Genomic DNA, 22,421 nt, shown 5'->3' with positions numbered 1-22,421 from the left:
TAGAACGAATTAACCTAAAACTAACATTAAAAATATGAAAACAATTGAAAAATATCTGATAGGAGCAATCCTGACAGTATTTCTGCCTCTGACAGCGGCAAGTTGCTCTTCATCCGACGACAATCCGCCGATTAGCGATTCCGGCATACACTTTTCTGTACCTGCCAAAATCGACATAATGCAGGGCGGCGACTATACATTCAATGTACCATCGGGCTCTGTGCCTCTGACTACCGATTTTCTCATGCTCGAGGCCTCAAACGGTGTGCTGCACATCTCGCCGATTGTAAGCGCTACAGAAAACAGCTTTACAGTACGCTTCAATCCAAGCGTTACCGATGGCTCATACCGGGCATACATAAAACGAGACGACCGCCGCATACCTCTCGGACAACTTTCCGTTGCCATTGTAGAAAGCATTATCGAGCCGGCCGAAGGCGCCACAATCTACGGCCTTGTCTCCACCGACGAAGGAGGTGTAAAGGGTGTCGTGGTATCTGATGGCATCGAAGTCACCACTACCGACGAAAACGGTGTATACAACCTCAAGTCCAACAAACATTACGGCTATGTATTCATATCCGTACCATCGGGATATGAAGTGGAGGCTGACGGAGTATTGCCACGAATGTACCGTCTTACTACAGCCGACAATACCAAAGCCGAACGCGCCGACTTCCGCCTCACACAGGTAGACGGACAGGATACCTACAAGGTATTCTTCCTCGGCGACATGCACCTGGCCAACCGCACCGACGACGCCGCACAGTTCCGGCAGTTCACCGCCGACTTCAACAACTACCGCAACTCATGCAGCGGACAGAAGATGTATGCCATCACACTCGGCGACATGACATGGGACCTCTACTGGTACGACAACAAATATGAAATCGCCGACTATATCAAGACCATCAACGAGCAGGTAAAGGATATACAGATATTCCACACCATGGGCAACCACGACTACGACTACAAGGCCTTCAACGACTTTGACGCAGCACTGCAGTACCGTACACACCTCGCCCCCGGCTACTACTCGTTCAATATCGGAAAGGTCCACTACATCGTGCTCGACGACATTGACTGCGACGGCTACGACGGCACAACGGCCCGACTATATACAAAAAATCTGTCCGACGACCAGCTCACATGGCTCGCAAAGGATCTCGCCTATGTCAATAAATCAACACCGGTCATTATTACCGCACACGCTCCGTTCTTCCGTCCTACCGAGACCGGAAGCTACAAGTACGACCACGATGCAGCAAGTACCGACCGTCTGCTCTCGCTCCTCGACGGATATAAGGTACACTTTGTGACCGGACATACCCACATGAACTACAACGTGCCCGCAGGCCATCAGGTGTCAGGCGGACGCGACATCATGGAACACAACGTCGCAGCCATATGCGCCTCATGGTGGTGGTCGGGACATCTGACCCCCGGACTCCATCTGTCTACCGACGGCACACCCGGCGGATATGCCATCTGGGATATCAACGGCACTGACATCAAATGGATTTACAAAGGCACTAATCTCAATGAAGATGTACAGTTCCGCTCATACGACCTCAATCAGGTAAGATTCAGCCTCAACGACGTACCCGACATGTCAGGTACAACAACAGCGACCAACGCTTTCAATAAGTACATCCAGGCATATCCGGCCAACTCCAACAACGAAGTTCTGATTAACGTATGGAACTGGAATCCATCGTGGACAATCACCGTAACTACCGAAAGCGGACAAACCCTTACATGCACTCCTGTAGGCGCGTACGACCCGCTCCACATTGCAGCACTCACAGTGAAACGCTTCAACAAAGCCAACCTGAAGAGCGCGCCGAGCTTTATTACCGAACTGTTCGTCCACTTCTTCAAGGTAAAGGCTCCCGATGCCACATCGACACTCAACATTACCGTGAAGGATGAGTTCGGCCACACATGGACAGAGGAAATGAAGCGTCCGAAAGCATTCTCTACCGATGCATACATGCAATGACATTTTCCATGCCCGACAAAACAATTAACCAACATCTAAAACCGGATGAAATTTTATGAAACCAACTAAGTCCTTAATTCTCTGTCTACTTATGTCGCTGATAGGCATATTGTCGGCAGCTGCCCAGAACAGAAAGGTGTCCGGACAGGTACTCGACTCTATGGATGAGCCGCTGGCAGGCGTTACCGTAATGGTAAGCGGCACCACCAACGGCGGTATGACTGATATCGACGGTAAGTTCACCCTTCAAGTACCCTCCTCGACTATCGAGCTGACATTCACATATGTAGGCTTCAAGACCCAGAAAATAAAAGTAGCACCCGGCACCGACAATCTGCAGGTAGTAATGCAGGAAGACGCCGTGATGCTCGAAGAAACAGTCGTGATAGGCTACGGCACACAAAAGAAAGTCAATGTGACCGGCGCTGTCGCAAGCATAGGCGGAAAGGAACTCGAAAACCGTGTGTCACATTCGCTTACCAACATGCTCCAGGGCTCTGTGGCCGGTCTCAACGTCACCACCTCATCATCCGTGCCCGGCGAGTCGGCTAAAATCAATGTGCGCGGTACCACCTCAATCAACAAAACCAATCCCCTCGTGCTCATCGACGGAGCCGAGGGCGACCTCTCACGCGTCAACCCCAACGACGTAGAGTCGATTTCCGTTATCAAGGATGCATCGGCTGCCGCCGTATATGGCGCACGCGCTGCCTTCGGTGTGATTCTCGTCACCACAAAGAGCGGCTCGGAGAAGGACGGCAAAGCTACCGTGCGATACAGCGGACGTGTAGGCTGGGAAGAACCCACCACCTCTACCGACTACATTAACACCGGTTATTGGTCGGTATACATCGTAAATCTCTTCCAGAATGCCACCCGCGGCACCAACTATATCAACTATACCGACTACGACATGCAGCAACTCCTTGCCCGCGTCAACGACAAGACCGAGCACCCCGACCGTCCATGGGTGGTAGAGGAGACCCGCAACGGACGCCGCCAGTGGGTATACTACGGCAACTACGACTGGTATCATACATTCTTCAGCGAGAGACATCCCTCTACACAGCACAATGTATCGGTAAGCGGAAAGACCAAGGATGTCAAGTACTACCTCTCCGGTGGACTTGACTGGCAGAAAGGCATAATCAAGACTAATCCTGATATTTTCCGCAAATACAATCTGCGCTCCAAGATTGACTTCCGCATCAACAAATGGGCTACAATGTCCAACAATACATCATACTACTCCTCACAGTATGAGTTCCAGGGCGACGGCTCCGTTGAAAACACTATGATTTATGCCACACGCCACGCTTTGGCATGCTTCCCTCAGAAGAATCCCGACGGCACATGGCTCTACTCCACTCCCTACACATCCTATAATGTAGCCAACGGCCGCCACATCCTTGTTGGAGAAGGCTCTCACCGCAATGTAAACCGCATCAACGACTTCTCCAACACCACACGTCTGGTCATCAATCCCATCAAGCAGCTGAGCATCACCGGCGACTTCACATTCCGGTTCTACCAGTTGCGCAACACAAGCCGTTCGCAGAATATGACATATCGTGTGTATCCCGACGAAGCATTGAAATCATACGTAACAGGTGCCGGAGAAGACCGACTCGACGAATCGGTAAAGACGCGCAACTATCTTGCATACAACATCTACGCCACATACAACGACACATTTGCCGATGCCCACAATGTCACAATAACGGCAGGCTACAACAATGAATCATGGAAGAGCAAGGATATCAACGTAGCCGCAGGCAACCTCTCGTCGTCCGCACTCGACGACCTTAAGCTCGCTACCGGATTCGCTTCCGACAACAATTATGGAGGCGGACAGAACCAGTATGTCCTCTCAGGCATATTCGGACGCGTGAACTATGACTACAAAGGACGCTACCTCTTCGAAGCCAGCGGACGCTACGACGGTTCGTCGCGTTTCGGCCGCGGCTCTCGCTGGGGATTCTTCCCTTCGGCTTCTCTCGGATGGCGTATCTCTGAAGAATCATTCTTCGCAGGAGCACGCGACATCGTTGACAATCTTAAAATCAGATTATCCTACGGTAGCCTCGGCAACCAGAATGTATCCTCTTACTATACATTCCTACGCCTCGTGTCGATAAAAGACTTCGACAGTTTCACATTCGGCGACGGCACAATCGGAAAATACTCCAGCCTCAGCGCACCGATTGCCGACGACCTCACTTGGGAGAAAGCCAACCAGTATAACCTTGGTATCGACTACTCGATGCTCAACGGCCGACTCAACTTTACCGCTGACGCATATATCCGCGACACCAAGGACATGCTTACCGAAGGTATAGCCCTGCCGTCGGTATACGGCGCCGATGTCCCCGACATGAACACCGCCGATCTCCGCACCAAAGGATATGAAATCGCTCTGAGCTGGCGCGACAATTTCCAGCTCTTCGGCAATCCCTTCGATTACAGCGTAGGATTCAACCTGAGCGACTACAGAAGCGAAATCACCAAGTACGATAATCCTACAAAGTCATTCGCAAAGAAATACTACGTAGGAATGCGCATCGGTGAAATCTGGGGCTACCGCACCGACGGACTGTTCAAGACCGATGAAGAAGCCGCCCAATATGCAGCCTCACATACTTTCTCATCGCGACTCACAGGCAACCTTACCGGCGGATGGAAAGCCGGCGACCTCAAGATTCTTGACCTTGACGGCGATGGATTCATCGGCGAGACAGGCAACGAGACTGCCGACGCTCCCGGCGACCGCACTATCATAGGCAACTCGCTCCCCAGCCTATCATATGGCATCACAGGCAGCATACGATACTTCGGATTCGACGTCTCTGTATTCTTCCAGGGCACCGGCAACCACTATTGGTATCCCGAAAACCAGTCGATGCCCTTCTGGGGTGCATACGGATATCCCTACAACTCCTTCATTCCGACCAATTTCCTCGACAATGTATGGGCTGAGGACAATCCCGACGCATACTTCATACGCCCGCGCTCCAATATGTCGACCGGCGGATACCTGCGCGATGCCAACGACCGATACCTGCAGAACGCCCGCTACCTGCGTCTGAAAAATCTCACCGTAGGATACACCATTCCCGCAAAAGTGACAAAGAAGGCAGGCATAGACCAGGTACGCGTATACTTCTCCGGAGAAAACCTCCATTACTGGTCGCCCATGAAGAAGCATACAAAATATGTTGACCCCGAAGCCGCCATACAACGCGGAGACAAGACCGGTGCCGACGCCAACAACGCATTCTACCCCTGGCAGAAGACATTCATGTTTGGCCTCGACATTACATTCTAATCCTGTAAAAGCCGTATAATCATGAAAAAATATATAATCCCCATCGTGATGCTTCTTGCTGTCGGAGCGACATCATGCGACGACGCGCTCGATCTGGAACCCCAGGACCGCATTACCGACAAAGACTACTTCAATACCGAGAACGACCTGATGCTGTTCTCCAACCCGTTTTACAACAATATCCTTCCTAAAAAAGCCTACGACAGTCAGAGCGACCTCATCGTAGCCCAGGACTTAAGCAATGAACTCCGCGGAGGATCATTCCGCCCTATCCCGAAGACCTCGGGCGGCGGTGGATGGAAGTGGACCGACCTGCGACGTATCAACACACTTCTGGAGAATGTCGACAAGTGCGACAATCCTTCAGCCGTAGTTAAATACACTGCTATAACCAGATTCTTCCGTGCATATTTCTATTTCGACAAGGTAGTGCGCTTTGGCGATGTGCCCTGGTACGACACTCAGATAGGCTCTACCAACAAGGACTTGCTGTACAAAGCTCGCGATTCACGCGAACTGGTTATGACCAAGATGCTCGAGGATGTCAATTATGCAATCGAGAATCTGCCCGACCACAAAGCGCAGACCAATGTGCCCTATCGTGTGACAAAATGGGCTGCTCTCGCTCTGAAATCACAGTTCTGCCTCTTTGAAGGTACATTCCGCAAATACCACGGACTACAGATTGAAGGTCACGATGCGGAATACTATCTGAAACAGTCGGCCGAGGCTGCAGCCGAACTTATCGAAAACGGTCCATACAAAATATGGTCGTCAGGCAAGCCTGCATCCGACTACCGCGACCTCTTCATAGCTGAAAACGCCAACGCCGACGAGTATATCCTCGCCATAAAGTATGACAACAAGATTCCAATGTGCCACGACGCATATGGATTCTCATTTACAACAGCCCGCGGCATGCCAGGATACACCCGCAAGTTTATCAACATGTATCTGATGAAAGACGGCACAAAATTTACCGACCGTGCCGGATGGCAGGAAATGACATATGCCGACGAAATCAAAAACCGCGACCCTCGCCTGAGCCAGTCAATTCGCACTCCCGGATTTACCCTCAACAAGAAGGTACATAATCCCAACCTCTCGGAGTCAGTGACCGGCTACAACCCGATTAAATTCGTGCCCGACGGCGTCACACGCAACGACTACTGCAGCAACGACCTTCCCGTATTCCGTATTGCCGAGGTAATGCTCAACTACGCAGAAGCACGTGCCGAACTTGGCGAACTCACACAGGATGACCTCGACAAGACCGTCAACAAAATACGTGACCGCGTGAGCATGCCTCATCTCGACATGGCTGAAGCCAACGCAAACCCAGACTACTATCTCTCGTCGACAGAATACGGATATCCCAACGTAGGCGGAGCAAACAAAGGCGTGATTCTTGAGATTCGTCGCGAACGTGCCGTAGAGCTGAGCCAGGAGGGCGACCGCTGGGCCGACATACGCCGATGGAAAGCCGGAAAATGCTATGACCAGCCTATCACCGGAATGTATTTCCCCGGAGCCGGTTCATACGATCTTGATGGCGACGGAAAACCTGAGATTGTACTCTACAGAGCCGACCAGGCCAAGCCCGACGTGGCCGGCGCACAGGTATACATGATTGGTTCGGAAGTAAAGCTCACACAGGGCGACAAAGGATATGTAAACTATCATGGCACGGTAGAACGCACCCCCTTCAACGAAGATCGCGACTACTACTACCCCATATCCTCCTACGATATCGATCTATATAAGGCAGCCGGATATCCTCTTGTTCAGAACCCCGGCTGGTTCTAAACGACTGGTCTGATTTATCATGAACAGTTTCTTATAAATACCTCATTGTTTATTTAACAACAATTACAACGATGAAAATCCAACATTATATAATGACAGCGCTCGTGCTGCTGACCGCGTGCCTCGTATCGGGATGCAACGATGATGATGACAACGCATCAAAGGCCAAGGCAGTGCTTGCCAGCGCCAACAGCCTTACTTTCGACGGTCTGGAGGCGACTCCCCAGATTATCACAGTATATTCCGATGCCCGATGGGAAGCCGAGGCTCCGGAATGGATTACAGTGTCACCAGCCACCGGAGAAGGCATAACCGAAGTGACAGTATGCGTAATAGACAACCTCCGCGAAGGTGCGCTCGATAACCCGAGGAAAGCTGAACTGGTGTTCAAGGGCGCCACACTTGCCAGCCGTTCTGCCGTAGTTGTCTCTCAGAGAGGCGACAACTACCGCGACTGTACACAGTATACTCCCGACAAAGTTTATGAAGTAGCCGACGAGACCTATATGGTTTTCACCGATGCTCTCGTAATATCAAAGACCTCCGAAGGCTACATACTATCCGATGACAACTGCTCGGATTACATTTATCTGAAGAGCAAACAGCAGGCTCAGGCAGGCGACAAGGTGACAGTAAAAGCCCAGAAGATGTCGGATAGCCAGAAGATGGCATATCTCGAGGCAGAAGAGATGACTGTCAACTCAAGCAACAACACCATAAACCGAGCAGAGGCTACCGATATCACAGCCGATATCGACACATATACCTCGACAAAGCGCGACTATGTGGCCGTTGAGGGAGTGCTTGCTGGCAAGACAATCACAGTAGCCGATGCCAAATATGCCATAACACTTGCCGATGTGCCGGCATCAGTCAATCTGAGCGACCTCGAAGGACATACCATAAAAGCCTTTGGTTATTTCGCAGGCGTGGCTGCACCATATGTGCGCATCTACCTCGAATCCGTGACTGACCTCGGAGAAGCCCAGGTAATCTATTGGAGCGAAGATTTCGAATGGCTTGCACCGTTCGCCCAGGCAAGTGGAGCCGGCCGCACTGTCGAGACCGACGATCTCAATGCCACAGCCCCACAGATTGTCAAGGCATCCGCCAACGGTACCACAGCACTCGAATATGCCGAGAGCCTCGGATACGAGTTCCTCCGCGTCACCACAAAGACAGCTGGAGAATGTATCTACATTCAGGAGAACTACCTGAAATTCGGAAAAACATCTTACCAGGCCGGCATCGTCCTCCCCGCGATTAAAACTGTACCTGCCGACGCATCAGGTGTGCTTCTTGAATTTGACTGGTGTCCGATGCGCCAGGGTTCAGGCAAGATTGACCCCGTCGACCTTATTGTAATAATCAAGAACGGCAGCGACGAGACCACCCTCACCGTACCGACCCACAACTGGCCCAACGGTCACGTACTCGAATGGATAAAGGCGACTGTCAGCCTCGACGGCATAAAGATAGACAAGGATACCAGAATAACAATCCGTCAGATTGACGAACAGTGGCCCGCAGCCACCGCCAACCGCTGGTTCCTCGACAACATCCGCATCTACTCCAAGCTCTGATACACTGAGTCACCCTTAATATAAAGAGAGCGTTTCACCGATAGTGAAACGCTCTCTTTATATTAAGGGGAATATTCGTTAATGCCTATTAAACCCGTTACCGGCGCGGCAGAAGCAGAAGCACAGGGGTGTCAACATCTGCCTCCGGCGAAGAGTCGGACAGATACAAAGAATTAGCCGAAAGATAACGGTCAACTCGCATTATCGCACGGTCAAGCAGAGGCGCATCCTGCACGCGCAGGGTAAGGGCTCGACGATGGGCATCGGTAAGACGCTCGGAGGCACACACAGCCACCACGCCCGATACAAAAATCGTCTGCGGCACCTCTCCGTCAAACGGGCGGATTATCACATTGCCCCCGTCAGCCGATACTATAGAATTGCGATATAAGCGTCCGCGGTGAAGCACACCGAGAGCCAGATACTGTAACTTTGACATATGGGTTATTCGCGGCCGGGAGTATACGTACGCACCGACGCGCGGTCGTAATGGTCGGGAGAGAAACGCGTGCGTACAAGTGCGATACTGTCGATATAGGCAGCCTCTCCAGGAGCCGGCGATACTGTGGCGAAGCCATACACATTCTGTGCCGTACGGGCTGTGTCAATCTGCATCACTATCTCGCTCCAGCCTTGTCCGGTGGTTGTGCCGGTCATATAATCGGAAGTTCCGTCGGTATACTGCGCGGCAATGGCGTAGTAAAGCGGTGACTGCATATTGCTTTTATAGAAACGCCAGGTGTAGATATCTCCTGTCTCCCAGTTTTCGTCGCGCCTCAGATTGAAACGCACCATAGCATCGGGCTGTCCGTAGAAATAACGGTGCATACGGCTCTCGGGCCATGCATCGGCCGAGTCACCGACAACAGCCATGTCGACACGCGCCCCACCTTGGTCAGCATCAACTTCAGCAACCTCCGACTCAAGCCGAGCTATCACATCGTCGTACACCTCAATATATTTTTCTATATTGTGGCCATACCACACCATAGATGTATCAAACTGCTCCTGGGTGACCCCATGCCTCAGTAGCACCGACTGCTTCATGACCTTACGCATAGAGTCGGAGCCATAACGGGTACGGTTGAGGTCGACCACCCCCTCTGCCTTATGTATGTCGGTAAGGAGATCGACCATCTGCTTTTTTTTAAGCACATAGTCAGGAGTGCGGTCACAGGCACCTGCGACACCAAGCAGAATCAGTGAGGCGGGAACAAGAAGAGAGCGATGGCGCATCATTCTACAGTAGGTTTAGGCTCCTCATCCTCGGGAATGGACAGGGCCTTTGAGTAAAACAATATCAAGACGAGAATTCCCACCGTAATAGCGGCGTCGGCGATATTGAATATCGGCTGAAAGAACAGAAAGAACTGGCCGCCGATAAACGGCACCCAGTCGGGCCAATAAAAGCTGAATAACGGAAAATAAAGCATATCCACTACCTTTCCGTGAAACAACGGCGCATAGCCCCCGTCAGGCGGAAACATCTGGGCGACAGCCGGTGGCATAGGATTATTGAATATCATCCCATAAAACACCGAATCGATGATATTGCCGGCAGCACCGGCAGTAATCAGCGCCACGCATGCCATGAAACCCGCAGAATACCGTGGCTTATCCTTTATGCGGAATATTGCGTATATAAGCGCGCCTACCGCCACAATTCTGAACAGGGTAAGAAACAGCTTGCTCCCCATCTCCATACCGAAAGCCATGCCGTTGTTCTCGATAAAATATATCTGAAACCAATCAGTAACAAAAATACTCTCGCCAAGATACATATGGGTCTTAATCCAGATTTTTACAATCTGGTCCACAAGCAGCACGGCAATTATAATAATGGCGGCAAGCCATCCCTTGGAAAGCCTCATATACGGAAAAACGTTTAAATAAAATCCCGTACCGGCAACCGCTTGAAAGGTACCGGTACGGAGACAATAGGTGTATATCAGCGTTTGCGGCCCGACTCCTTGGCCTCTACGCTGAGAGTAGCATGGGGCACTGCCATAAGGCGCTCCTTGGGTATGAGTTTGCCTGTTTGGCGACAGATACCGTATGTTTTGTTTTCAATACGTATAAGAGCTGCCTGCAGATGCTGTATGAACTTCATCTGACGCTGAGCCAACTGGCCGGCTTCCTCCTTACCGAGAGTGCTTGCGCCCTCTTCGAGTACCTTGAATGTAGGAGACGTATCGGCTGTGTCATTGCCGTCGCTGTTCATCACGTTGGCCTTCAGCAGTTCATAGTCTTTCTGAGCCTTATCGAGCTTTTTCAGTATGAGTTCCTTGAACTCCTGCAGCTCTTCATCGGTATAGCGAGTTTTTTCACTCATATGTGTTAATGTAGGGGGATAAGTAATTATACAATGCTTATTCTTGCCACCAAAGTGATACCGTCGATATCAAGAACTGCAGCATCTGAATCCGATTCGTCGACCGGGGCGACAGAAAGCTCGGTAGCGAGTACCTGACGGCTTATATAGTCGGCAAACGTATCGAGCGCCTCGTCGGTAGCCGGATTTGGGGCAAACTGAAGGCGGATTTTGTCGGTAATGTTGAATCCGCGCTCCTTGCGTAGATTCTGTATGCGGTTTACCACATCGCGGGCGATACCCTCACGACGCAGTTCGTCAGTTACAGTCACATCCAGAGCCACTGTGACAGTGCCGTCGGTAGCGACCTCCCATCCTGGGATATCCTCACTCACGATATCCACGTCGGCCACCTCTATAGTGGCCTCCCCTCCGTCAAGGTCAAGAGTAATCGAGCCTTCACGGGTGAGGCGGGCGATATCGGCCTGCGACAGTGCGGCAAGTGCAGCGGCGGCGGCTTTCATCTGCTTGCCGAGCTTCTTGCCGAGCTTCTTGAAGTCGGGCTTAACGCGTTTTACCATCACGCCATCCTCATCGGTCACTATACGCATCTCTTTCACATTGACCTCGCTGAGAATAAGGTCGGCCATAGTGCGGAGCATGGCAGCCTGACGCTCGTCGGCGACAGGCACCATAAGTGTAGCCAGTGGCTGGCGCACCTTAATGTTTACCTTGCGGCGAAGTGCAAGCACCATCGATGTAATCTGCTGTGCCAATCGCATACGCTCCTCGAGGTCAGTGTCACTTGCGCCCGCCTGAGGGAAGAGGGCGAGATGCACCGATTCGGTAGTACCGCGTGTCACGGCTGTCAGGTCCTTATACAGACGGTCGGCAAAGAATGGAGCCACAGGGGCCATCAGCAGAGCTACAGTCTCAAGACAGGTATAGAGTGTCTGGTATGCCGACAGTTTGTCAGCATCCATCTCCTTGCCCCAGAAACGCTTGCGGTTAAGGCGCACATACCAGTTGGACAGGTTGTCCTGTACAAATTCGCTGATTGCACGGGCCGCCTTGGTCGGCTCATAGTCGTCAAGATCAGCATCGACCTCGCGGATAAGGGTATTGAGTACCGAAAGAATCCAGCGGTCGATTTCGGGACGCTCCTCCACAGGTATCTGCGGCTGGGAATTGTCAAATCCGTCGACATTGGCGTAAAGAGCGAAGAAGGAATATGTATTGAATAGTGTTCCGAAGAACTTGCGCACAGTCTCCTCCACGCCTGCGGGGTCATACTTGAGATTGTCCCATGGCGACGAGTTGCTGATCATATACCAACGCAAGGGATCGGAACCGTAAGTCTCTATGGCCTTGAACGGGTCGACAGCGTTGCCGAGACGCTTCGACATCTTGTTGCCGTTTTTGTCAAGCACGAGCCCGTTGGACACCACAGCCTTGTATGCCACGGAGTCAAACACCATGCCGGCAATGGCATGAAGAGTAAAGAACCATCCGCGAGTCTGGTCGACACCCTCGGCGATAAAGTCGGCAGGGAAAAGATCACCGCGGTCAAATGCATCCTTATTCTCAAACGGATAGTGAATCTGGGCATAAGGCATCGAGCCTGAGTCAAACCATACGTCGATAAGGTCGAGTTCGCGGTGCATAGGCTGTCCGGTAGGACTTACCAGCACGATATCGTCGACATACGGACGATGGAGGTCTATTTTCTCATAGTTATCCTTAGAATAATCGCCCGGCACGAATCCACGGTCGCGGTAAGGATTGCTCTTCATCACCCCGGCCTCTACAGCCTTGTCAATTTCGCTATAGAGAGTGGCCACCGAGTCAATACATATCTCCTCGGTACCGTCGGCATTGCGCCATATCGGGAGCGGAGTGCCCCAATAGCGGCTGCGGCTCAGATTCCAGTCCTGGAGATTTTCAAGCCACTTGCCGAATCGGCCTGTCCCGGTAGCCTCGGGCTTCCATTTTATTGTCTTGTTGTTGGCCATAAGTGCCTCGCGGGCCGCGGTAGTACGTATAAACCAACTGTCGAGCGGATAATACAACACCGGCTTGTCGGTGCGCCAGCAATGTGGATAGTTGTGCACATGCTTTTCGATGCGGAAAGCCTCGCCGGCCTTCTTCATCTCCATCGCTATCACAATATTGAGGTCCTCGGCCTTGGCTGCGACAGCCTCATCGTATTTTCCGTCGGGATTAAAGCGCGGGTCGTAGGCATTCTTCACATACTCTCCGGCATGGCGGGTATATGCGGATGTATCGACACAAGCCTCTACGAAAGAGGGCGCAAGCTCGTCGACCGTATAATATTTTCCGGTAAGGTCAACCATCGGGCGAGTCTCACCCTTGGGAGTCACCATATAAAGGCCCGGCACTCCGGCTGCCTTGGCCACCTTGGCGTCGTCGGCACCGAATGTCGGAGCGATATGCACGATACCCGTGCCGTCCTCGGTCGTAACATAGTCGCCCGGAATTACACGGAAAGCCTCATCGGCAAGTTCCACGAAAGTATCGCGGCCGGCGGTAAATGTCTTGTCGGGATGTGCGGAGGCATACCCGCGCACAAACTCCGGCGCCAGATGGTTCACCTTCTCGCAAGGCTTCACCCAAGGCATCAACTGACGGTAACGCATGCCGATAAGGTCGGAGGCGGCATATACGGCTGCCACTCGGTAAGGAACCACCTTGTCGCCGGGCGTGTATACCATCTCGGCCTCGGCACCTTCGGGCTTGAAGTATGCGGCCACACGGTCTTTTGCCATGATGGCCGAAATCTTGTCGCCTGTATAGGGGTTGAAAGTGCGCACAAGGGCATACTCAATCTTGGGACCCACACACAGAGCGGTGTTCGAGGGTAGAGTCCAGGGAGTAGTTGTCCAGGCGAGGAACACCGGTGTGCCCCATTCCGCCATCTCGGGCTTCGGCTCTTCGATTACGAACTGTGCGGTTACTGTAGTATCCTTCACATCACGGTAGCAGCCCGGCTGGTTCAGTTCATGGCTGCTGAGACCGGTTCCGGCCGCAGGCGAATAGGGCTGGATTGTATAGCCCTTGTAAAGATAGCCTTTCTTATGTAGTTGGCTGAGAAGCCACCACACCGACTCGATAAAGCGGTTGTCGTAGGTGATATACGGATCGTTCATATCGACCCAGTATCCCATCGAATTGGTAAGATTCTCCCACTCGCGGGTATATTTCATGACCTCGCGGCGGCAGGCTGCATTGTATTCGTCGACCGAAATTTTTGTACCGATATCAGTCTTCTTTATGCCGAGGCTTTTCTCCACGCCGAGCTCAACAGGCAGACCGTGGGTATCCCAGCCGGCCTTACGCTTCACCTGGAAGCCCTTCATGGTCTTGTAGCGGCAGAAAGTATCCTTGATAGTACGAGCGATAACATGATGAATGCCAGGCATTCCGTTGGCTGAAGGGGGACCCTCATAGAACACAAACGACGGAGCGCCCTCGCGCACCTTCATGCTCTGCTCAAACAAGTGCTCGTCGTTCCAGCCCTGAAGCACCTGACGGTTTACCTCAGAGAGGTTGAGCTTGTCGTACTCGTTAAATTTCTTGCTCATACTATATGACGGATGATATTAGTGTAATCTGAATAGCTTTAAAAAGTTCCGCAAAGTTACTAATATTTATTTGTTCAGGCAAATATGCGCGCACGTGCAAAAAATGCCGGAGATTTCAGCGTCTCCGGCATTAACTGTCTTCTGAATAGAACCCGATACAGTCTATTTTCAGCGCATTTCAAGATAAGTCACCTTGTCCATGTCACCGTAGTCAAGATTTTCTCCACCCATGCCCCAGATGAACATATAGTTGCTTGTGCCGGCCGCAGCATGAATGCTCCATTCGGGAGCCATAACAGCCTGCTCGTTGTGGAGCCAGATAAGACGGTTCTCCTGAGGCTCGCCCATAAGATGGCATATGGCATTACCTTCAGGCACATTGAAGTAAAAATACACCTCGACACGGCGGTCGTGGGTATGTGCCGGCATAGTGTTCCACACGCTGCCTGGCTTCAGTTCGGTCAGTCCCATCTGCAGCTGGCATGGACCCTCTTCAAGCACATTCGACACGATGAGCTGATTGATTACTCTGTCGTTGCTCTCCTCCATCTTTCCGGCGGCAAAAGAGTTGGCCTTGATTGAGCCCTTGCGTCCGTCGATAGTCACGAGCTGGGTCTTGTAGGCTTTGTGGGCAGGAGTGGAATTGAGATAGAAACGTGCGGGATTGGCGGCATCTTTCGAGCGAAATGTAACATTCTTGTTGCCGCGCCCCACATAGAGCGCGTCCTTGAAGTGCAATTCATACTCCTTGCCGTCGACACTTACGATACCGTCGCCGCCGACATTTATCACACCCAGTTCGCGACGTTCAAGAAAGTACTGCGATTTCAGAGGCTCGATTGACTCGAGTTCAACAGCCTTTTCCACCGGAACAACTCCGCCGTACACAATACGGTCGTAGAGCGAATAGGTAAGATTGACTTTGTCCTGCTCCATTACCTTGGGCATCATGAAGTGCGAACGCAACTGGTCTGTATCATAATGCTTCACATCATCGGGATGGCATGCGCGGAGTATACTATAACTGGTCTGTGCGGAGGCTGCAATTGCTGTCATAGCGAGGGCCAATGTTAAATTTTTTTTCATTATTGCTGTATGTTATAACTTGAGTCTATTATACTGTTTCGGGCTCACGGGCTGAAGATAAACCGGCTATTCTGAATCGGTTCCATGCCACCAGACCCATGGTCAGAAGTGATATCAGTCCGACACCTATATAACCCATATTATTAGTGAACTGAAATACAATCCATGCCATCGGGCTGCCGGCAAAATCAAGGCTTCCACCCTCGAAGCCCTGAGGTATGGCCACGGCACTGTCGCCGGTAGCGGCATATACGTCGCGGGCCGCAAGCGAGAACCACGATGCGAGTGCTGTAACCGAATAAAGCGCTATCACCATCACCACCAGGCCTACGATGAAAGTCTTCACTACATTGCCCTTGGTAAACGGGAGTACGAGTGGAAACACATAGAACATGCCGGCAAGCGAGGCCAGAGGAAGAAACTGGTTACCCGGCAGAACCACGGCGAGGAGCAATGTCACAGGTATAAGGAGCAACGACACGACAAGCGTGGTGGGGTGTCCGATGACAAGAGCCGGACTCATACCGATGGAGAGTCCCTCGGCGCCCTTGAACTTACGCGCTATCAGCGAACGCGTAGCGTCGGATATCGGCTTAAGCCCTTCGATAAAGAGCACCGTTATGCGCGGTATAAGCTCCATCACGGCACCCATCTTTATGCCGAGGCCGAGGATGTAAGGAATCCTGTCGGCAATCTCGCCAAATGAGCGACATGTAAGGCAACCTATACCTATGCCGACCACCACTCCCAGGAAAAGCGGTTCGCCGAGAAGTCCGAATTTCTTTTTAAGTCCCTCGGCGTCAATCTCCAGACGATTCATACCGGGAATCCGGTCAAGAGCCTTGTTGATAATCCACGCGAATGGAGCAAAACCGGCACAGAATGGCTGCGGGATAGAAATGCCATCCATGCCTTTGTAGAACTGCTGGAATTTTGAGGCAGTCATATCGGCAATCACCAGTGTGATTATATAGCATACGATAGCTCCGAAGAATCCCGTTGCAAGCGAGCCGCTGGCAAAGTATACCACAGCTCCGATAAAGGCGAAATGCCAATAGTTCCAGAGATCGATGTTGACGGTGCGTGTAGTGCGTGTCACCAGCATCAGAAGGTTGACACCCAGACACACCGGAATGATAAACGCACCCACCGCAGTGTTGTAGGCGACAGCCGCAGCCGCGGGCCAGCCCATGTCAAACACATGCAGCTGCAGATCGTATATCTCGACCACTCCGTCGAGCGCAGGTCCGAGAGTGGTAGTCAGAAGGGCTGTCACAATACTCAGCCCGACAAAACCGACTCCGACTTTAAGGCCGCTCTTAAGAGCGTCACCCAGTCTGATGCCGATACATAGCCCGAGTATCGTAAAGATAATGGGCATCATCACGGCCGCACCCAGACCGATGATATATTTAAATACTTCTTCCATTATTTATTTCTATTATTAGAGCTTGTTTAATACTGTTACCTCCAGAGGTGAGTTGATTCGGCGCGCAAACGACTGCATGAGGTCCATCCAATATTCAGGTGTCGGTATGTCATGCTTGCTCCATCCCGCTCCCCAATAATACACGTAGTCACTTCCCGGAGCATAACTGCTGAGCAACGCCATATGTCCGATAGCGTCGGCTTTCATTTCCGGCAATGGAAGAAAAGCTACTGTCGGATGTGTGGCGTCACCCGACGCCGGGATAAAGGCTCCGATATATATCACGCCGTTGCCGGCACATGGATTGTCGGTAGAATCGGCATAGGCTATGATATTTAAATCAGAATCCCACATACTTCCGTCCGGATTCTGTCGGTGCACGACAATACCGGTGGCAAGCGTACGGGAATCGGAAAGACTGTCATAGCGCACTACTGCACGGTTAAGCAGCGCACCGGAGTCAAGAGTAAGCAGCCGATGTTCGATTACTGAAGTGTCGCCCCCTACGGCCAATGGTCCGAAAATCATGTCGACAGTGAATCTCAGAGGGCCGTTGTCAAGAATTTCACATGACTGATAGCTACGCGGATATACCAGCGTCGAGTCGGCAAGCATGAATGCTGACGCCCCGGCTCCAAGTGTAGGGCCTACCGTATACGGATCCATACCGGTACCACTGTCGACATGGTATGAAATCCAACGCTGCAGAGAGTCGGCCTCCTCACTGCGCCCCTCTTCCCGGAGTCTGTGCAACCGATCCCAGTTGGACTGTGTGAGTTCACGCGTATAACGCTCGTCGACGGCAGGATAGTCGACACTTTTAGTATGGATATCATAACCGAATACCATACCCCCGTTGGCTTGATAGGCCGGACCATATGCCCGATAGCCTGACCATTGGTTTTCCCATACGAGGTCGTCGGCCCGGTCGGGATAAACGCGTCCTACCGCCACGGTATCGACCGTAGCGGGCACACCCTCTTCGATATAATACACAGCGGTGGCGAGAGGAGCCACAGTAGCAGGAAATATGAGCAGACTGTCATACGTAATCTGATACGGCATTTCTGCGCCGGATGCATCACGTATCATGAATGAACGACCAGATGGCAGTGAAAGCTCTGCCATAGGAATTTCTACAATCTCGTTCTTTCTTGCCTCATCAATAGTATTGCTTATCTCTATCACAGACGGATTACCGCATCCGGCAATTACAGATGCAATTCCGGAGGATATCAGAAGGATAAAGCGCATGATTACTTTGGTTGTTTTCCAATATAGGCAAGTATGCCGCCATCGACATAGAGGATATGTCCGTTGACAAAGTCGGAGGCATCGGAAGCAAGGAATACGGCAGGCCCCATGAGGTCTTCAGGTGTGCCCCAGCGTCCGGCAGGAGTCTTTGATACAATAAACTGGTCAAAAGGATGGCGTGAGCCGTCGGCCTGACGTTCGCGCAGCGGCGCAGTCTGCTCGGTGGCGATATATCCCGGACCTATGCCATTGCACTGGATGTTTGCCTCACCGTATTCTGAGCATATATTGCGTGTGAGCATCTTGAGCCCTCCCTTGGCGGCCGCATAGGCGCTCACTGTCTCCCGGCCAAGCTCGCTCATCATCGAACACACATTGATAATCTTGCCGTGACCTTTGCCTATCATGCCGGGAATCACAGCCTTTGACACGATAAACGGAGCTATAAGGTCGACATCGACAACGCGACGGAAATCATCAACATCCATCTCTTCCATAGGGATGCGCTTGATAATGCCGGCATTGTTTACGAGAATATCAATTGTACCCACAGTTTTTTCGATGTCGGCGACCATAGCCTTTACGGCCTCTTCGTCGGTGACATCGCATACGTAGCCCTTTGCATCGATGCCAAGGTCGCGGTACGCTTTTAGTCCGCGGTCGACGGTCTCCTGTCGCGAACAGTTAAACACAATTTTAGCACCAGCTTCGGCATAAGCCTGAGCTATGGCCAGACCGATACCATATGCGGCACCGGTAACGAGGGCAATACGCCCTTCGAGAGAGAAATTCACCATGATTTATTATATATCTGTCTATGAATTTGGAATACTGTACCAGATTCCGGTTAACGTATCTGCAAATTTATCAAAATTTCCTATAATTGACCTCGGAATTTAGTAATTTTGCCCATAGCTGACATAAAATTACTCTGACATATGGACGAATTTGATATCGACGAGCTTTATTATATGGCTGTCGACCTTCTGCGCAACCTCATATCCACACCCTCTACAAGTCGAAACGAGAATGCCGCGGCCGATTTGGTCGAGAACTGTTTTGCCAATCTTGGCCTCAAGTCTTCGCGTCACGGCAACAATGTCTGGGCTGTAGTGCCGGGGTATGACCCTTGCAAACCGACCATTCTCCTAAACTCACATATCGACACGGTAAAACCTGTGGCAGGATGGACGCGCGACCCATACTCACCGGAGGAAGACGAGGATACGGGCCGGCTATACGGCCTGGGGAGCAACGATGCGGGTGCGTCGCTTGTGTCGCTCATAGCGGCTTTCGCATACATGGCAGGAAGGCCGAGGACATACAATCTCGTGATGCTCGCCTCGGCCGAAGAGGAAGTGAGCGGACGCGACGGTATCGAGTCGGCTCTCAAAGTGATGCCGAAGATTGATGTCGCCATTGTTGGAGAACCGACAGGTATGCGCCCCGCTATCGCAGAGAAAGGCCTCATGGTGCTTGACGGAGAAGTACATGGGGTTGCCGGACACGCGGCTCGCGACGAAGGTGTCAATGCAATATACAAAGCTATCGATGTGATTGGGATACTACGTGAAATGCAGTTTGACAAGGTGTCGCCGACACTCGGTCCGGTTAAGATTTCCGTGACTCAGATTGAGGCGGGCACTCAACATAATGTCGTACCCGACATATGCCGGTTTGTAGTCGATGTGCGCACTACCGATGCTTACTCCAATGCCGACACTCTGGAAATGATGCGAGCACGTGTACCCGGATGCACATTGACACCGCGCTCTACCCGACTGAATCCGTCATCGATACCTGCGCAACATCCTATCGTTGAGCGTCTGGTTATGATGGGCCTAGAACCATTCGGTTCCCCTACCCTCAGCGACCAGGCACTCATGCCATGGCCTTCAGTTAAATGCGGCCCCGGGGATTCAGCCAGATCACACACGCCCGACGAGTATATCCTGCTCTCGGAAATACGAGGTGCAATAGAGATATATACTCGTATACTCGATACCCTAAGACTGTAGCCGCAACGCATCATACCGACGGATTTAATTGATTTTCACATTTAATATGTCAAATTCACTTAATTTCAACACGGGTAGTATTAAATAGATTTAAGGTTGGGGAGCAATGTACTATTGAATTAAACTAAAGCGTTATTTTTGCGTCAAATCATTTAAACGTTAAATTTTAACATAATGAATTTTCTATTTTAACATTTGAGACATTCCCGGACATCATTATCTCAATGACTGCCAACTCCGGGAATAATACTCTCAATGCAATGAATTGACATAAAAGTTACCGATTCTAAAAACAAATCAATCATATTCAACTATGAACCTGTACGCAAAAACAGCTTTACTGGCCTGTGGCGTAGCCGTGGCCAGCTCAGCCATCACTATGCTGGCAGTCAACAGTATCGACAGCACCGACAGTGTGGCTCAATCAGTAACCGCACTGTTCAATGAAGATGGAACGTCGCACTCAGGTGGCGCATTCTATACGGTAGCAAACACAGTGACCCCACCTACCGACTTCACACATGCGGCAGAATCCACTATCAATGGAGTGGTATCGATAAAATGCTACAGCAACCGCCAGCAATATTCGCAGGGGGGCGGCGGACAGTATATTGACCCGTTTGAATTCTTCTTCGGCAGCCCCTTCGGCCAGCAACCGCGCCGCCAGCAGCCCCAACAACAGGGCAACGAAAAAGATGAGGTACAGAAAGGCCTCGGCTCAGGAGTCATAATAAGCGAGGACGGTTATATCGTGACCAACAACCATGTAATCGATGGTGCCGACCGACTTGAAGTGACCCTTAACGACAACCGCATATACAATGCAAAAGTAATAGGCACAGACCCGTCGACCGATGTCGCTCTCCTTAAAATCGAGGAGAATGGCCTTCACGTGATTCCTTTTGGCGACAGCGACAAACTACGTGTAGGAGAATGGGTGCTTGCTGTAGGGAATCCGTTCGGCTTCACCTCTACAGTGACGACCGGTATCGTAAGCGCCAAAGCCAGAGGTATGCAGAGCGCTCCGCACAATGGCAGGATGGGCATAGAGAGCTACATCCAGACAGATGCAGCCGTGAATCCCGGCAACTCAGGGGGCGCCCTGGTAAATATCAATGGCGAACTAATCGGCATCAATACCGCCATCTATTCCCAGACAGGCAACTATGCAGGATGCTCGTTTGCGATACCTGCTACCATAGTTACGAAAATCGTGACCGACCTTCGCCAATACGGCACTGTGCAGCGCGCTATTCTTGGCATCGCATTTACCGAACTGACTCCGCAGATGGCTAAGGAAAAAAACATTACTGCCACCAATGACGGTATACTCGTAGGGGAAGTGATGGACCAAAGTGCCGCAATGGAGGCTGGCATCAAAGCCAACGATATCATCATCGCGATAAACAATGTGCCGACTCACAATACGGCCCAGCTTCAGGGAGAGATAAGCAAGTACCGTCCGGGAGACAAAATCACACTCAAATATGTGCGTGACAACAAAGTTGCGTCAACCTCTGTAACTCTGCGCAACAACCAGGGAACTACCAAGGTGACACAGGCCGGCAATATCTCGGCTCTCGGCTGTGCGTTCGCACCGCTTACCGACAAGGAGAAGAAAGAATATCAGCTTGCATCCGGACTTAAGGTCAGCGGCCTCAAGGACGGAAAATTCAAGGAGGCAGGCATAAAGAACGGATTCATAGTCCTTGACATAAACAATATGCGAGTACGTACTCAGGATGACGTGGAGAAAATCTACGACGCCATAATGAAGAGCAACGATACCGACAAGGTTATGTTTATCACAGGCATATATCCCACCGGACGCCGTGTATATTACGCTGTGGACCTTACCGAATGACAATAATGGGATTCGCCGATTTGACACCGTACGTTGAGTTAACGTGTACTATTATTTATTGAATTTCTGTAAATAAAATCATTTTAAATTTCCGGAGGTGTTATATTGATACGAACCCCTAATTCAGATATCAGGCCCGGA

General features: G+C 51.3%; 15 protein-coding genes. 6 read left to right on the top strand and 9 right to left on the bottom strand.

All coding sequences use genetic code 11. From position 1 onward, the window contains the following. Positions 1-34: 34 nt before the first annotated feature. The 4 genes from ADH68_RS07890 to ADH68_RS07875 all read left to right on the top strand — a co-directional run bounded on the left by ADH68_RS07890 (position 35) and on the right by ADH68_RS07875 (position 8,716). Entirely contained in the window at positions 35-2,002 is a 1,968-nt protein-coding gene (locus tag ADH68_RS07890; RefSeq protein WP_068961277.1) for a calcineurin-like phosphoesterase C-terminal domain-containing protein, read from the top strand. Positions 2,003-2,057: 55 nt separating this feature from the next. After that, entirely contained in the window at positions 2,058-5,327 is a 3,270-nt protein-coding gene (locus ADH68_RS07885; protein WP_068961278.1) for a SusC/RagA family TonB-linked outer membrane protein, read from the top strand. Between the two features lie 21 nt (positions 5,328-5,348). Beyond that, positions 5,349-7,133 (top strand): RagB/SusD family nutrient uptake outer membrane protein, encoded by a 1,785-nt coding sequence (locus tag ADH68_RS07880; RefSeq protein WP_068961279.1) that lies wholly within the window; start codon positions 5,349-5,351, stop codon positions 7,131-7,133. Positions 7,134-7,204: 71 nt separating this feature from the next. Further along, a complete protein-coding gene (locus ADH68_RS07875) occupies positions 7,205-8,716 on the top strand; it encodes a BACON domain-containing protein (protein ID WP_232321370.1) in 1,512 nt (503 codons plus the stop codon). 97 nt (positions 8,717-8,813) lie between these two features. On the opposite strand, the gene ADH68_RS07870 is transcribed toward ADH68_RS07875, so the two are convergent. The 9 genes from ADH68_RS07870 to ADH68_RS07830 form a co-directional block, all read right to left on the bottom strand. Further along, complete coding sequence (locus ADH68_RS07870; protein WP_068961280.1) at positions 8,814-9,155, bottom strand: hypothetical protein; 342 nt, start codon at positions 9,153-9,155, stop codon at positions 8,814-8,816. Positions 9,156-9,160: 5 nt separating this feature from the next. After that, positions 9,161-9,955, bottom strand: coding sequence for a DUF4296 domain-containing protein (locus ADH68_RS07865; RefSeq protein ID WP_068961281.1), 795 nt, complete (start codon positions 9,953-9,955; stop codon positions 9,161-9,163). Then, the gene (locus tag ADH68_RS07860) at positions 9,952-10,587 is read right to left on the bottom strand and encodes a lipoprotein signal peptidase (protein ID WP_068961282.1); all 636 of its coding nucleotides are present in this window, start codon (positions 10,585-10,587) and stop codon (positions 9,952-9,954) included. Before ADH68_RS07860 ends, ADH68_RS07865 begins: the two co-directional genes overlap by 4 nt. Positions 10,588-10,664: 77 nt before the next feature. After that, positions 10,665-11,048, bottom strand: coding sequence for a TraR/DksA family transcriptional regulator (locus tag ADH68_RS07855; protein WP_068961283.1), 384 nt, complete (start codon positions 11,046-11,048; stop codon positions 10,665-10,667). A gap of 26 nt (positions 11,049-11,074) precedes the next feature. Next, positions 11,075-14,629: an isoleucine--tRNA ligase gene (gene ileS / locus ADH68_RS07850; RefSeq protein ID WP_084274086.1), complete on the bottom strand. Its 3,555-nt coding sequence runs from the start codon at positions 14,627-14,629 to the stop codon at positions 11,075-11,077. A gap of 168 nt (positions 14,630-14,797) precedes the next feature. Continuing rightward, positions 14,798-15,715, bottom strand: a complete 918-nt coding sequence (gene kduI / locus ADH68_RS07845) for a 5-dehydro-4-deoxy-D-glucuronate isomerase (protein WP_068961284.1) — start codon at positions 15,713-15,715, stop codon at positions 14,798-14,800. A gap of 28 nt (positions 15,716-15,743) precedes the next feature. Further along, positions 15,744-17,144: a PTS galactitol transporter subunit IIC gene (locus ADH68_RS07840; RefSeq protein WP_068961285.1), complete on the bottom strand. Its 1,401-nt coding sequence runs from the start codon at positions 17,142-17,144 to the stop codon at positions 15,744-15,746. Positions 17,145-17,159: 15 nt separating this feature from the next. Further along, positions 17,160-18,398: a DUF4861 family protein gene (locus ADH68_RS07835; RefSeq protein WP_068961286.1), complete on the bottom strand. Its 1,239-nt coding sequence runs from the start codon at positions 18,396-18,398 to the stop codon at positions 17,160-17,162. A gap of 2 nt (positions 18,399-18,400) precedes the next feature. Continuing rightward, the gene (locus tag ADH68_RS07830) at positions 18,401-19,195 is read right to left on the bottom strand and encodes a gluconate 5-dehydrogenase (protein WP_068961287.1); all 795 of its coding nucleotides are present in this window, start codon (positions 19,193-19,195) and stop codon (positions 18,401-18,403) included. A gap of 141 nt (positions 19,196-19,336) precedes the next feature. On the opposite strand from ADH68_RS07830, the gene ADH68_RS07825 reads away from it, so the two are divergent. Both ADH68_RS07825 and ADH68_RS07820 read left to right on the top strand, forming a co-directional pair. Further along, on the top strand, positions 19,337-20,416 hold the full coding sequence (locus ADH68_RS07825) for a M20 family metallo-hydrolase (protein WP_068961288.1): 1,080 nt from the start codon (positions 19,337-19,339) through the stop codon (positions 20,414-20,416). Positions 20,417-20,729: 313 nt separating this feature from the next. Continuing rightward, positions 20,730-22,280, top strand: a complete 1,551-nt coding sequence (locus tag ADH68_RS07820) for a Do family serine endopeptidase (protein ID WP_068961289.1) — start codon at positions 20,730-20,732, stop codon at positions 22,278-22,280. The last annotated feature ends 141 nt before the right edge of the window (positions 22,281-22,421 follow it).

Origin of the sequence: Muribaculum intestinale (genome assembly GCF_002201515.1) — a bacterium.
GTDB classification, from domain to species: Bacteria; Bacteroidota; Bacteroidia; order Bacteroidales; family Muribaculaceae; genus Muribaculum; species Muribaculum intestinale.
The sequence above is the reverse complement of the archived record's forward strand: the minus strand, read 5'-3'. Positions and strand labels throughout refer to the sequence as shown.